The sequence below is a fragment of the Bacillus sp. 22-7 genome, from assembly GCF_010628845.1.
Lineage (GTDB): Bacteria > Bacillota > Bacilli > Bacillales > Cytobacillaceae > Cytobacillus > Cytobacillus firmus_B.
In genome coordinates this window covers 64976-78229 of record NZ_NJQY01000014.1, presented here as the reverse complement: position 1 = coordinate 78229, position 13254 = coordinate 64976, and the positions used below count along the sequence as shown (strand labels likewise).

The following is a 13254-nucleotide window of genomic DNA, read 5'->3' as shown; positions in this document are numbered from 1 at the left end:
ATGTAGCAGTTAACACATTTTAACTATATTAAAGCAGCTATTGCGATGCAAGAAATCAGTGTGCTGCCAATTATAATATGAAAAATTACAGCAGCTCCTAATCCACAGAAAAAAGCAGCCTAAGCAGCTGCTTTCCTCTATAATTTTTCGATTTTCAAACCCGTAAATCCATAGATTATAGTGATTACAGGACTGAGCAGACAGAATAATGCAAATGGCATATAAGCTGTTGTTTCTACTCCTAAAACACCTGTTAGAAATACTCCGCAGACACTCCACGGAACTAATGGGTTTACTACCGTGCCTGCATCTTCAAGGATTCTGGAAAGATTCTTTGGGTGCAGCCCGGCTTTTTCAAAAGGCTCTCTGAAAGCATTTCCTGTTAGAAGAATAGACAGGTACTGTTCGCCAAGGAGGAAGTTAATTCCGATCGCTGTTCCTGCTGTTGCCGCCACTAGAGCTGATATCCGATTCAAAAACCCTTTGACCCCTTCCAGAAGTGCTGGAAGGATCCCAAGCTTAAAGAATAAACCGCCCATAGAAAGTGCGAGCAATACTAAAGAAATCGAGAACATCATGCTCTCCATGCCGCCTCTTGATAAAAGGGCGTCAACTTCTTCTGAACCGCTATTTGAAGCATATCCTGAAAACAGCAATGTTAAAACTTTTTCCAAGCTGAAGCTGCTTTGAACGATAACGGCAAAGATTAATGCAGATACGATGCCAGCAGATAGCGTAATTATTGCTGATACTCTTTTAATGGCCATTATAGTCAAAATGGCAAATGGAATGAGGGAGTACCAATGCACCAGTCCTTCATCCAGCAAAGTTTTTTTCAGCTGGGCAATCTTTGAGAAATCAGAAGCTGCCTCAGATGGTGACAGGAAAGCAAAGATTGCCAGTGAAATGATAAATGAAGGAATCGTTGTCCAGGCCATTGTCTTGATATGCTCAAACAAATCCACTTTTACTGTCGATGATGCCAGGTTGGTTGTATCGGATAGGGGCGACATCTTATCGCCAAAAAATGCGCCGGAAATAACTGCACCTGCCGTAATTGCATCCGAGAGGCCCAAAGCAGAACTGACTCCCATAAACGCCACTCCCAATGTAGCAGCTGTTGTAAGTGAGCTTCCTATACTCATCCCGATTACTGATGTTACCACAAAAACAATGGCATAAAAGAACTCTCCGTTAACAGCTTCCAAAGCCATGTAAATGAATGTAGGAATCGTGCCGCTCGCCATCCAGCTGCTTATCAGCATCCCGATTAAAAAGAAGATGAAAATAGCCCCTAATCCGGACTGGGCACCCTCAATAAGCCCCTTTTCCAGCTGTGTTATAGATACTTTTCTTATTAAACCGTAAGCTATTAACCCCATTATCGCGAAAACAACCGGAATATGGGGAACTGCCCCGGCAAAAATAATCGAGTAGCTGATTCCGCCTAAAATGATGAAAGTGACAATGAGTGCCTCCAGGGGCTTTAAATTTAATGCTGACTGATCATGATGCATAATGTATTCCTCCTAAATTTGCCTGTAATTTTATACAAACAAAAAGAGCCCTCTCGCCTATAGGGACGAAGGAGCTCCGCGGTACCACCCTAATTGATAAGCTAATGCTGCTTACCCACTTAAAAAGTATTGTCCATATTGGATGCAGTTGTATTTCGACCATTGCTGCCTGGATTTTCATCAGCCATCCAGTTTCTTTTTGCTGCCGGCAATTACTCTACTTATGCTGCGGACAAGATCTTTAATTGAGATTACACTTTCTGCTTTTTAACTTAAACGCTTTTTAGCGTTAAAGTGTATGTGTTAATACTATATTATCAATTGATAGATATGTCAATAGTAATGAGAAAGGAATAAATGGAAAGCTAAAACGGCCCATAAAGGGCCGCCAGCTTTATTCCGAGTCCATCGGATTATATAATTTAACATCAGGATTCTTTTCCTGGAACCATCTGAGTGCAAAGTCATTTTCAAATAGAAAGACATTTTTGCCGTAACGGTCTTTAACCAGGAGGCTTCTTCCGCTGGAAAGGTTTTCGTTGACCTCATCGCCTTCTACCCAGCGTGCGATCTTGGAGCCCTGTCTTTCCATATATACTTCTGTGTTATACTCATTTTTCATGCGGTGTTCAAAAACTTCAAACTGCAGCTGCCCCACTGCACCCAGGAGGTATTCTTCCATTTTGACTGTCTTAAACAGCTGGATGGCACCTTCCTGAACCAGCTGCTGAATGCCCTTATGAAAATGTTTTTGCTTCATGACATTTTTTGCTGTTACTTTAACAAAAAGCTCAGGTGTAAATTGAGGTAGACGCTCATATTGGAAGTTACTTTTTCCGGCAGTTAATGTATCGCCTATTTGATAAGTTCCCGGATCATAAATTCCGATGATATCTCCGCTGACTGCAGAATCAACTGTACTTCTGTCATCAGCCATGAATTGAGTGGACTGCGCAAGCTTAATGGACTTGCCGATTCTTGGTATGTTCACAGCCATGCCCCGCTCAAATTGGCCTGAACAAATTCTTAAGAATGCAATCCGGTCGCGATGTGCAGGGTTCATATTGGCCTGAATTTTAAATATAAAGCCAGAAAATTCATCAGACAGCGGATCTATTTCCCCTGCAGTCGAATTTCTCGGCTGCGGCGGCGGTGCAAATTGCAGATAAGACTCCAGGAAAGTCTGTACACCAAAGTTGGTCAGCGCGCTTCCAAAAAACACAGGAGTCAGTTCCCCATTTGCAATTCTCTCTCTTGAAAACTCATTGCCCGCTTCATTTAATAGCATAATCTCTTCAAGCGTCTGATCATATAGGCCAGAATCCTTAATGGAGTGGTTCCCCTCTATCTCACCTTCCTGATTTAAGGAAATAAAGCGGTCCTCTTCCTCTACTCTAAATTGCTCAATTCGATTATTAAACCGATCATAGATCCCAAGGAATTCTTTTCCCATCCCAATTGGCCAATTCATTGGGTAAGATTCTATTCCCATAACTTCTTCTAATTCAGCAAGGAGCTCAAGGGGTGCTTTCCCCTGACGGTCAAGCTTATTCATAAAAGTAAATATCGGAATTCCTCTCATGCGGCAGACCTTGAATAATTTAAGTGTCTGCTCCTCAATACCTTTAGCTGAGTCGATGATCATAACGGCACTGTCAACGGCTGTCAGCGTGCGATATGTATCTTCACTGAAATCCTGGTGACCAGGCGTATCAAGAATATTAACACGCGCTCCCTCATATTCAAACTGCATCACACTGGAGGTTACTGAAATTCCGCGCTGCTTCTCAATCTCCATCCAGTCACTTGTCGCATATTTGCCTGTCTTCTTCCCTTTAACTGTACCTGCATCACGAATGGCACCACCGAACAATAGGAGCTTTTCGGTAAGCGTCGTTTTACCGGCATCCGGATGGGAAATAATCGCAAACGTGCGGCGGGATAAAACTTCTTCTTTAAAATTTTTGGGCATAGTAGTTCCTCACTTACTTATATGAAAATTTGTTGATCAAGCAATCAATGCGTCACTTAATTATTGCAATACCTTCAATTTTATCGCTCTCAAGTCAAGTTTGCAACGCATTTAAGATTGCATATTTCTTTTTATTACTCTTTTTGAGGCTTATAATAGGGAAACTAAATGTAAAAAGGGAGGTTAAAAATGGACACAATTACTCATACTTTATTTGGCTTGAGCCTATATGGTGCAGTCGATAAACAGAGGATGGATAAGAACTCCAGGAAAGCGTATCTGCTTACCGCTGTAGGGGCAAGTCAAATTCCCGATATTGATGTTATCTCGCGCTTCTGGGATACAGAAGGACTTTATCAGATGTGGCACCGGGGGATTACCCATTCTGTTTTCCTGACTCCGGTGTGGGCCCTGCTGTTTTTGCTGCTGTCCTTCCTGCTTTTCAGAGTCAAGGATAAGAAGCTTTTTCTGCTGGGATGGCTAGCAGTTTTTATACATAATACCAGCGATTTATTCAATGCATGGGGTACAGGTTATTTGGAGCCATTTTCAACTATGAGGGTCACTTTTGGTACGATTCCAATTGTTGATTTAGTATTTTGGATAATAATAGGAGCAGCCTTTTTCTTTACAAAAAGGAAAAAATCAAAATCCCCCTACTATTTTAAAATGGCATGGGCTTTTATGCTTCTTCACGTGGTAATTCAAAGCACACAGGGATACCTCATTTATAAGCAGTATGATGATCATTATGAACAAGTTGCCCTATCGGCAGAGTTTATACCATGGACTTATTCCGTTATTACAAAGAAAGATAACGAAGTGACCATATTTAATGATACTCTTTTCACCGAAAAGAAGGCCCAATTTGTGCTTCAATCAAAAGAAGCTGCGGATTTGGACAAATTGTTTTCTGAGCGTCCTGAAGCTAAAACCCTTTATGAATGGTCTCCATTTGTCGTTCTAGTTGATGATGATGAAAGGCTTGGACTCTATGATCCCCGTTTTTACAGAAACGGCCAGTCATTTTTATTCGAATATATTGAAAAAAATACGGAAAGATGAGCCCTGTGCTCATCTTTTTCCGTTTATCCCCATTATTTTCTTTATGCATAGCATTTTCATGAATTTATTCCTTTTGCACATAATATAACTATTGGGCTTTATAAGCAGTTTCACAAGGGAATAGGATTACAGCTGCTGATTTTTGCAGGGAAAAACTACTACATATTGAAGAGGTGTAAACATGAATTTTATTTGGGGGATATTCGGTATTATTGTCGTTTTAGGGATAGCCTTCCTGCTTTCAAGCAATAAAAGGGCAATAAGTGTAAGAACAGTAGCGGGAGGGCTTGCCATTCAGCTGATTTTTGCTTTTCTCGTTCTAAAGTGGGAAGGCGGCAGAAAGGGATTAGAGTGGCTCACAATGAAGGTGAACGATATAATCAATTACGCCAATCAGGGAATAAATTTTTTATTTGGTGGCCTTTTTACAGATGAATCGGGCATTGCCTTCGTTTTCGCATTTCAGGTTTTACCTGTTGTAATCTTTTTTTCATCACTGATTTCCGTCCTCTATTACTTAAGGATTATGCAGTTTTTCATTAAAATCCTCGGTGGGGGACTGGCAAAGCTTCTCGGGACCAGAAAAGCGGAATCCATGTCTGCAGCAGCCAATATATTCGTGGGCCAAACAGAGGCTCCGCTTGTGGTCCGCCCATTTATCGCCAATATGACAAAATCCGAGTTATTTGCGGTCATGACCGGAGGCCTTGCTTCTGTAGCAGGATCTGTTTTGATTGGATATTCCTTATTAGGAGTGCCTCTCGAATATCTTCTGGCAGCAAGCTTTATGGCTGCACCCGCTGGATTGATCCTGGCCAAAATAATGCTTCCTGAAACGGAAGATAAAGAAGAGCCAAAAGAATTTGAGATGGAAGTGGATAGCGATTCTGCTAACGTCATTGATGCAGCCGCAAAAGGAGCAAGTGTCGGACTGGAGCTCGCTTTAAATATCGGTGCGATGCTGCTGGCCTTTATTGCTTTAGTTGCTTTAATTAACGGGCTTCTTGGATGGGTTGGAGGGTTATTTGGGTTAGAAGGCTTGACACTCGAAATCATACTTGGATATGTGTTTTCTCCACTCGCGTTTGCTATAGGAGTTCCATGGTCAGAAGCCGTACAGGCAGGAAATTATATTGGCCAGAAGCTAATTTTGAATGAGTTTGTTGCTTATTCTGCTTTTGCGCCGGATATCCCGACTTTATCTGATAAAACGGTGGCGATCGTAAGCTTCGCCCTTTGCGGATTTGCCAATATTTCTTCATTGGGTATTTTGCTGGGAGGACTTGGCGGATTGGCTCCGAACCGGAGGCAGGACATTGCACGACTTGGCTTGAAGGCAGTTGCTGCAGGTGCCCTGGCATCTATGCTAAGTGCCGCCATAGCAGGAATGCTGTTTTAATGAGCTATGGAATATGGAAAATCCTCCCGTTAGCCGGGAGGATTTTTTCTACTTTTTTAAATAATAGATAATGGATTCATATGGCCTTAACTGAATTGTCTCCGCAGCTGAAGGTGACTGCTTGTAATTGGCGAGTAAAATTTCTCCTAAATATTCATCTGCTTGAATGTGTTCAGGAAGGGTAAACGATGTTTCTTTCCCATAAAAATTATTTACGACCAAAAGTTTTTCATTAACACCATTTCGAATATAAGCAAATACATCAGGATGATCTTCAGAAATCAGTTCATAATCACCATAGGTGATTATATCGTACTGCTTTCGAAGCTGGATCAGCTTTTTATAATGATAGAAAATAGAATTCTCGTCCTTCAATGCGTTTTCGGCATTGATTTCCCTGTAATTGGATGCGACAGGAATCCATGGGGTTCCATCGGAGAATCCGGCATTTTCAGTACTATTCCACTGAACAGGCGTCCGGGAATTATCGCGAGATTTGCTTTTGAGAATGTTAATTATTTCTTCCTCTGCCATTCCTTTTTCCTTAAGAATAGAATAAACATTCAGTGATTCTACATCTCTGTAGTCTTCAATCCTCTCAAAGCCGGGGTTTGTCATGCCAAACTCTTCACCCTGATAAATATACGGAGTTCCCTGCATCATATGAATGGCTGTCGCCAGCATTTTAGCAGATTCACGATGATAGCATTTGTCATCACCATACCTTGATACAACACGAGGCTGGTCATGATTGCACCAGAATAAAGCATTCCAGCCTCCCCCATTGTGCATTTCAGTTTGCCATTTTGATAAAATTTGCTTTAATGCCGTAAAATCAAAATCAGCGAGTGCCCATTTCTCTCCATTAGGGTAGTCCACTTTTAAATGATGAAAGTTGAAAGTCATGCTTAATTCTTCCCGCTCGGGGTTGGAATACTTTATACAATGATCAATTGTAGTGGATGACATTTCCCCAACTGTCATACTATCGTATTTTGAGAATACTTTATCATTCATTTCACGCATAAATTCGTGTACACGAGGGCCGTCGGTATAGAATCTTCTGCCGTCGCCCGGAGGTACTGAGCCGTCATCATCCGGAAAATCCTGATCTTTGGAAATCAGATTGATTACATCAAGTCTAAAGCCATCTACACCTTTTTTAAACCAGAATTCCATCATGTCATACACTTTGCGGCGAAGGTCTTCATTTTCCCAATTTAGATCAGCCTGTGTAACATCAAAAAGATGAAGATAGTATTGGCCTGTTGCTTCATCATATTGCCATGCATTTCCGCCGAATTTGGATTCCCAGTTTGTCGGCTCGCTTCCATCTTCCTTCGGATCTTTCCAAATATAAAAATCCCGGTATGGATTGTCTTTTGATTTTTTTGCTTCCTGGAACCATTGATGTTCGGTGGAAGTATGGTTAACAACGATATCCATAATAATTTTCATATCCCGATTATGGGCTTCTTCAAGTAGCTTATCAAAGTCTGCCATCGTCCCATATTCCTCATGGATGCTGAAATAGTCGCTAATGTCATATCCGTTATCCCGCTGTGGCGATCTATAAATGGGTGTCAGCCAGACGACGTCCACACCTAATTCTTTTAAATAATCAAGCTTGGCAATAATTCCAGGAATGTCTCCGACTCCATTTCCTGTCGTGTCATTAAAGCTCTTCGGATAAATCTGATATACTACTGCTTTTTTCCACCACGGTTGTTTCATTTAGAATCACCCTGTTTAAGTATTTTTAGATGTTTTTTTGAAGCTGTTGGCATATAAATTAAGCACACATGCTTGCAATTCTGACCGTTGATTTCCGCTTCAGGCACTCAGCAAACCCGCGGGGCGGGCGGTGAGCCTCCTCGACGCTTTGCGTCTGCGGGATCTCACCTGTCCCGCTACTCCCGCAGGACACTGGATAAGCTCCTTAGGATGTGCACCGCACGAAGAAAATGCGACAGCATTTTCGAGGATCTCGCGTCTTCCGCTCCTATCAACTCAGTAAAGTATTTAAATATGGGTAGCGTCTTACAAAACTCACATTTTAACCGTTAAAGAGAAGCACCTGAGTTTCGTATGGACGAAGTTTAATTGTTCTGCTGATTTGTATATCTTTATAATTCCCAATCAGCAGTTCGAATTTTTTCCCCTGGAGCTTTGCAGGGAGTTCTGCTTCAGTGTTTCCGCCATAGAAGTTGCACATGACAAGAAGAGTCTGATTGCCCAGTGTTCTTGTATAGGCGTAGACTTTAGAATGATGATCAAGTATAAGGTTATATTTTCCGTAAATAATAATTTCATTTTTCTTCCTAAGTTCAATAAGCTTTTTATAATAATGAAAGACAGAGTCAGGGTTTTCCATGGCCTTTTCGATATTAATGTCTTTATAGTTAGGATTCACTTTTATCCATGGGGTTCCTTTCGTAAATCCTCCGTGCCTGGAAGAATTCCATTGCATTGGCGTTCTTGCATTGTCACGCCCTTTTGCATAGATGGCCATCAGTGCCTTTTCCTCTGTCCAGCCATCGTTAAGAGCTTCTTTGTAAAAGTTAAGTGTTTCTATATCTCTATATTCATCAATGCTTGAGTAACGGACATTCGTCATTCCTATTTCTTCGCCCTGATAAATATATGGAGTTCCCTTCATCATATGCAGCAATGTTGCCAGCATCTTTGCTGACTTATCCCAATACTCTCCATCATTCCCGAATCTGGAAACAGAGCGCGGCTGATCATGATTATTAAAGTACAGGCTGTTCCAGCCAACCTCATCCAGTTCATTTTGCCATTTGGTCAGATTTGTTTTTAAGTCAAATAGATCGAGGGGTTTGAGGTCCCATTTGCCATTTGGCCCGTTATCGAGGCTAACATGTTCAAATTGGAAGACCATATTCAGCTCATTGCGTGATTCCCCCGTATACTGCCGAGCCCACTCCGGATTTACACCAGGCATTTCGCCGACAGTCATCACATCATACTTCGATAACGCCTTTTCATTCATCTCCTGCAGGTATTCATGAATTTTCGGTCCATTTCGATAATACTTGCTTCCAGAAGCATATTTCTTACCGGGCTTTGGTTCATCATCAGGAAGTCCCTCCACTTTGGAGATAAAGTTGACTACATCCATTCTGAACCCGTCAATCCCTTTTTCAAGCCACCAGGTCATCATGTCGTATATTTCTTTTCTCAGTTTCGGATTCTCCCAGTTTAGATCAGGCTGTTTTTTTGAAAACAGATGCAAATTATATTCTCCTGTACTTTCGTCAAACTCCCAGGCAGATCCCCCGAAATTACTGCCCCAGTTATTCGGTTCCTTTCCATTCTTTCCTTCACACCATATATAGTAGTCCCTGTATGGATTATCTTTCGATTTCCTTGCTTCTGAAAACCAGAAATGCTCGTCTGAACTATGGTTCACCACCAGATCCATAATGAGTTTGATGTCTCTTTTATGCAGCTCTCCAAGAAGCTGTTCCCAATCCTTCATAGTTCCAAACTCACGCATAATTTCCTGATAATCACTGATATCATAGCCGTTATCATCATTTGGTGATTTATAAACTGGAGAAAGCCAGACCACATCAATTCCAAGCTCTTTCAAGTAATCAAGCCTTGAGATAATTCCCTGCAGATCTCCTATTCCATCTCCATTGCTGTCCATGAAGCTTCGAGGGTAGATTTGGTAAACTACACTCTCTTTCCACCATTGCTTCTTCATAATGCAACCTCCGGTATAATAAAATATTGAGCAAGCCTAAAAATGGCGATACCATGGAATCATAGAACTCCATGGCATCAATCATTTTATTTAAGCTTTTTTAAATTTCGAGAAAGCTAAAGTTAATACAAACGGCACTACAAGTGCAATTCCCATTCCAATAAAGAAAGCACCCCAGTTTTCCGCAAAGATAGAGAAGAATGCCGGCAAGCCGCCTACTCCAATTGACGGTGCCTTAACTCCATTAATAGTGATGAATATGCCTGCTGCAGCTGATCCAATAATCGCTGCAAAGAACGGATACTTAAATCGAAGGTTAACCCCAAACATCGCCGGCTCCGTTACACCCAGCCACGCTGAAATGGAAGAAGTGAGCGCAAGCCCTTTCAGCTTTTCGTTCCCTTTGCTTAACAGCATCATGGCAAAAGCGGCTGAACCCTGTGCAATATTGGATAGTGCCACCATCGGCCACAAAAATGTGCCGCCAATGCTGCCGATTAGCTGAAGATCGACTGCCAGGAATGTATGATGCATGCCAGTGATAACAAGAGGTGCATATAATCCTCCGTAAATCAAACCTCCAAGGGCCGGAACAGCATCAAAGATTCCGACAACTCCATTTGTAATCCAGCTGCCGATCGTGAATGTAATTGGTCCGATGGCAATAAAAGAAAGAAATCCAGTAATAAGCAAAGCGATTGGCGCGACAGTCAGAAGCTGAAACGCATCAGGAATTCTTTTTCGCAGAAATACTTCTATCTTGGCCAATACATATGAAGCAAATAATACAGGCAACACCTGGCCCTGGTAACCTACTTTTTCAATTTCAAGACCAAATAAATTCCACTTCGGAACTTCCTCTGCTGCACCATAGCCCCATGCATTTAAAAGATCCGGGTGCACCAGCATCAAACCAAGTACCATACCAAGTAGCGGACTGCCGCCAAACCGGTTTACAGCACTCCATCCAATCAGGCCTGGAAGAAATACGAAAGCAGTATTGGCAATCAGGTTAATGATGCTCGCCAGATCAGCCCAGTTTGTATAAACTTCAACAAACGACTTATCATCGAAGAAAATATCCGGCGCTGTCATAATGTTGTTAATTCCCATCAGCAAACCAGCTGTTACGATAGCCGGAAGGATTGGAATAAAAATATCAGCCAGTGTTTTAATTCCACGCTGCAGGGGATTTAAGTTTTCGGCAGCTGCACTTTTGGTTTCTTCTTTTGACGATTCGCCAATACCGGTTGCATCTGTCATTTCTTTATATACTTTATCAACGAGGCCTTGTCCAATTACAACCTGGAATTGTCCATTGGTGGAAAATGAACCTTTTACAATATCAATATCTTCGAGCTTTTCTTTATTGACTTTTCCTTCATCTTTTAATGCAAAACGCAGCCTTGTTACGCAATGAGTGGCCGCAGCGATATTATCCCTTCCCCCGATAGCTTCTACGATTTGCTCTGCTGACTCTTTATTTGTGGCCATTCTACACTCTCCTCCTGTTACCGTTTTCATATTAAAGAAAAAAACAGTTATAAGGTTCTTATTATCGTTCTCGATTTTTATAAATCTATCCATTACACACAAACTAACTTGTATATACATGAACTGTTTACGCTTTCATTCTATCTTGTATATACATGTTAGTCAACTATTTTTTCTTTTCCTTTTTTTCTATACCCATTCACTCGGTTCGAAGCCAAAAAATAGAAAAACCGGCTTCGAAGACTAATCGTCTGCAAAGCCGGTTTCTAAACCAGTAGGCTATTTTCTTTTATCATCATCATCATCTTTAGTGAGATCACGGGTAGATTTCTTAAATTCTTTTAAGGTCTCCCCGAATGCTCTCCCTATTTCAGGAAGCTTTTTAGGACCAAAAATAATAAGAGCAAGAACCAGGATGAGAATTAAGCCTGGAATACCGATGTTTGATAACATGCTGAACACTCCTTATATATCATATCGCTTGAAACAGCAGTAATCATGTTCATTGTCCATTATAGGGGATTGGCTCAAAAAATCATAGTTTTTATAATTTCTCATTCTCCCGCTGCATTAAGGCACGATCAAGTTCTTCGAGAACTTCACCAATTTTGCGCTCATGGATCACTTCATCAGCATAAAAGTCAAAATCAGTGGGTTCCATATTAATAATCACCAGTTTTGCTCCGTTTTGTTTTGCTATCAGCGGAAACTGATTGGCTGGTGTCACAGTCAGGGATGATCCGAGAACAATAAATAGTTTTGCCTTTTCTGATTCTTCCGCTGCAAAATCTAAAGCCTGCTCAGGCAGCATCTCCCCAAACAGAACTACTGAAGGACGAAGCAGCCCCCCGCAATTACATTGAACGTGTCCATGCAAATATCCCTCGCTCGGGAACTCTTTTTTGCATTCCTGGCAATGGAGTGTCTGTAGATTCCCATGAAGCTCTGATACATTTTCACTCCCTGCCAGCCGATGAAATCCATCCACATTCTGGGTGATAATACTCTTTAAAATGCCTCTCTTTTCCCAATCAGCAAGAATATAGTGGCCTTTATGAGGGCTGCACTCCTTGAGCCCGATTACCCGGTGCCGATAAAATTCTATAAACTCCTTCACATTTTCATTCAATGCTTCAGTACTGGCAATTTTCCCAGGGTCTTTCCCGTTCCATAAGCCATCATTGGCTGACCTGAAATCAGGCAGACCGCTTTCAGTTGACATACCTGCTCCAGATAGTATTACTGTATAATTTGATTCCTTCAGCCATTTCTCAAGCATAAATACCAGCTCCCACTAAAATATTTTCACAGGTTTGAAGGTTTGAAGGCTATTTCCATTTTTTTCTCCTGGTTAAATGTTTATGTCATGTCAGGTATGCGGTAAATAATAGATTATAACTGTTTTTACGAATTATCAATATAGGAGTGATGGCTATGCCTGAAATAGAAACGAAAGATTATAAGGACGGCTATAAAAAATTTTCTTCCAGGGCACAACGCTATGCGGATGATCCCGAAAAAACAAAAGGCCTGCTAAAAAAAGCTACACTTAAAGCTGAGAAAAACAAATCTTCGTTAAGTGATATATGGGAAAAGTTTCAGCTGCTGATCGATTTAGTTAAGGCATGGTCAAAAGGTGATTACCGGCATATCTCCAAAAAATCAATTATCTTTATTATTGCATCCATCCTATACTTTGTCTCTCCTATCGACCTGGTTCCAGACTTTTTAATCGGAATGGGTATCCTTGATGATGCAGCAGTACTTGGTTTTGCCGTCAGCCAGATTACAGGTGAAATTGAGAAATTCAAAACCTGGAAAGAGAGCCGGACTATTGAAATGAAATAACGTTCAAAATGATGTCCATTTTGATATTGTCTGCTATAATAAATAATGGAAAGTATTCATGCCTGTTAAAATTAAATAGCAAGAAATGTAGGGGAACCGGTGTGCCGGTTGAGACTTCATCCTTAAGATGCTGACCCTTTGAACCTGATCTGGCTAATACCGGCGTAGGGAACATATTCTTAAACATAATAAAATGTTTTTTTATATGCGTCCCGGTATTATGCCG

The 13254-nt window shown here is 41.2% G+C and carries 10 protein-coding genes and 1 riboswitch; of the genes, 3 read left to right on the top strand and 7 right to left on the bottom strand.

Annotation, left to right across the window (positions count from 1 at the left end; all coding sequences use genetic code 11):
- Nucleotides 1–137: 137 nt before the first annotated feature.
- Together nhaC and CE058_RS11735 are read right to left on the bottom strand one after the other, a co-directional pair.
- A complete protein-coding gene (nhaC, locus tag CE058_RS11740) occupies nucleotides 138–1517 on the bottom strand; it encodes a Na+/H+ antiporter NhaC (protein ID WP_163142769.1) in 1380 nt (459 codons plus the stop codon).
- A 394-nt stretch (nucleotides 1518–1911) separates the two neighbouring features.
- Nucleotides 1912–3489 carry a peptide chain release factor 3 gene (locus CE058_RS11735; RefSeq protein ID WP_163142766.1) on the bottom strand — a complete coding sequence of 526 codons (1578 nt, stop codon included), beginning with the start codon at nucleotides 3487–3489 and terminating at the stop codon, nucleotides 1912–1914.
- Nucleotides 3490–3678: 189 nt separating this feature from the next.
- On the opposite strand from CE058_RS11735, the gene CE058_RS11730 reads away from it, so the two are divergent.
- Both CE058_RS11730 and CE058_RS11725 read left to right on the top strand, forming a co-directional pair.
- On the top strand, nucleotides 3679–4554 hold the full coding sequence (locus CE058_RS11730; protein ID WP_163142763.1) for a metal-dependent hydrolase: 876 nt from the start codon (nucleotides 3679–3681) through the stop codon (nucleotides 4552–4554).
- A 181-nt stretch (nucleotides 4555–4735) separates the two neighbouring features.
- A complete protein-coding gene (locus CE058_RS11725) occupies nucleotides 4736–5953 on the top strand; it encodes a NupC/NupG family nucleoside CNT transporter (RefSeq protein WP_163142760.1) in 1218 nt (405 codons plus the stop codon).
- 48 nt (nucleotides 5954–6001) lie between these two features.
- On the opposite strand, the gene treC is transcribed toward CE058_RS11725, so the two are convergent.
- The 5 genes from treC to CE058_RS11700 all read right to left on the bottom strand — a co-directional run bounded on the left by treC (nucleotide 6002) and on the right by CE058_RS11700 (nucleotide 12459).
- Nucleotides 6002–7687, bottom strand: coding sequence for an alpha,alpha-phosphotrehalase (treC, locus tag CE058_RS11720; protein ID WP_163142758.1), 1686 nt, complete (start codon nucleotides 7685–7687; stop codon nucleotides 6002–6004).
- 322 nt (nucleotides 7688–8009) lie between these two features.
- Nucleotides 8010–9686, bottom strand: a complete 1677-nt coding sequence (locus tag CE058_RS11715) for a glycoside hydrolase family 13 protein (protein WP_163142755.1) — start codon at nucleotides 9684–9686, stop codon at nucleotides 8010–8012.
- Between the two features lie 90 nt (nucleotides 9687–9776).
- Nucleotides 9777–11180 (bottom strand): PTS system trehalose-specific EIIBC component, encoded by a 1404-nt coding sequence (gene treP / locus CE058_RS11710; protein WP_163142752.1) that lies wholly within the window; start codon nucleotides 11178–11180, stop codon nucleotides 9777–9779.
- A 279-nt stretch (nucleotides 11181–11459) separates the two neighbouring features.
- Nucleotides 11460–11633: a twin-arginine translocase TatA/TatE family subunit gene (gene tatA / locus CE058_RS11705; protein ID WP_035327434.1), complete on the bottom strand. Its 174-nt coding sequence runs from the start codon at nucleotides 11631–11633 to the stop codon at nucleotides 11460–11462.
- Nucleotides 11634–11724: 91 nt separating this feature from the next.
- The gene (locus CE058_RS11700) at nucleotides 11725–12459 is read right to left on the bottom strand and encodes an NAD-dependent deacylase (RefSeq protein ID WP_163142749.1); all 735 of its coding nucleotides are present in this window, start codon (nucleotides 12457–12459) and stop codon (nucleotides 11725–11727) included.
- Between the two features lie 155 nt (nucleotides 12460–12614).
- Here CE058_RS11700 and CE058_RS11695 point away from each other — a divergent pair, with 155 nt between their 5' ends.
- Nucleotides 12615–13028, top strand: coding sequence for a YkvA family protein (locus CE058_RS11695; RefSeq protein WP_163142747.1), 414 nt, complete (start codon nucleotides 12615–12617; stop codon nucleotides 13026–13028).
- Between the two features lie 79 nt (nucleotides 13029–13107).
- Nucleotides 13108–13216: riboswitch (TPP riboswitch) on the top strand.
- Nucleotides 13217–13254 lie beyond the last annotated feature (38 nt).

What these genes read in the sequence shown, in the direction of transcription:
- nhaC (WP_163142769.1), bottom strand. Translation starts at nt 1,517, where the DNA reads ATGCATCATGATCAGTCAGCATTAAATTTAAAGCCCCTGGAGGCACTC.
- CE058_RS11735 (WP_163142766.1), bottom strand. Translation starts at nt 3,489, where the DNA reads ATGCCCAAAAATTTTAAAGAAGAAGTTTTATCCCGCCGCACGTTTGCG.
- CE058_RS11730 (WP_163142763.1), top strand. Translation starts at nt 3,679, where the DNA reads ATGGACACAATTACTCATACTTTATTTGGCTTGAGCCTATATGGTGCA.
- CE058_RS11725 (WP_163142760.1), top strand. Translation starts at nt 4,736, where the DNA reads ATGAATTTTATTTGGGGGATATTCGGTATTATTGTCGTTTTAGGGATA.
- treC (WP_163142758.1), bottom strand. Translation starts at nt 7,687, where the DNA reads ATGAAACAACCGTGGTGGAAAAAAGCAGTAGTATATCAGATTTATCCG.
- CE058_RS11715 (WP_163142755.1), bottom strand. Translation starts at nt 9,686, where the DNA reads ATGAAGAAGCAATGGTGGAAAGAGAGTGTAGTTTACCAAATCTACCCT.
- treP (WP_163142752.1), bottom strand. Translation starts at nt 11,180, where the DNA reads ATGGCCACAAATAAAGAGTCAGCAGAGCAAATCGTAGAAGCTATCGGG.
- tatA (WP_035327434.1), bottom strand. Translation starts at nt 11,633, where the DNA reads ATGTTATCAAACATCGGTATTCCAGGCTTAATTCTCATCCTGGTTCTT.
- CE058_RS11700 (WP_163142749.1), bottom strand. Translation starts at nt 12,459, where the DNA reads ATGCTTGAGAAATGGCTGAAGGAATCAAATTATACAGTAATACTATCT.
- CE058_RS11695 (WP_163142747.1), top strand. Translation starts at nt 12,615, where the DNA reads ATGCCTGAAATAGAAACGAAAGATTATAAGGACGGCTATAAAAAATTT.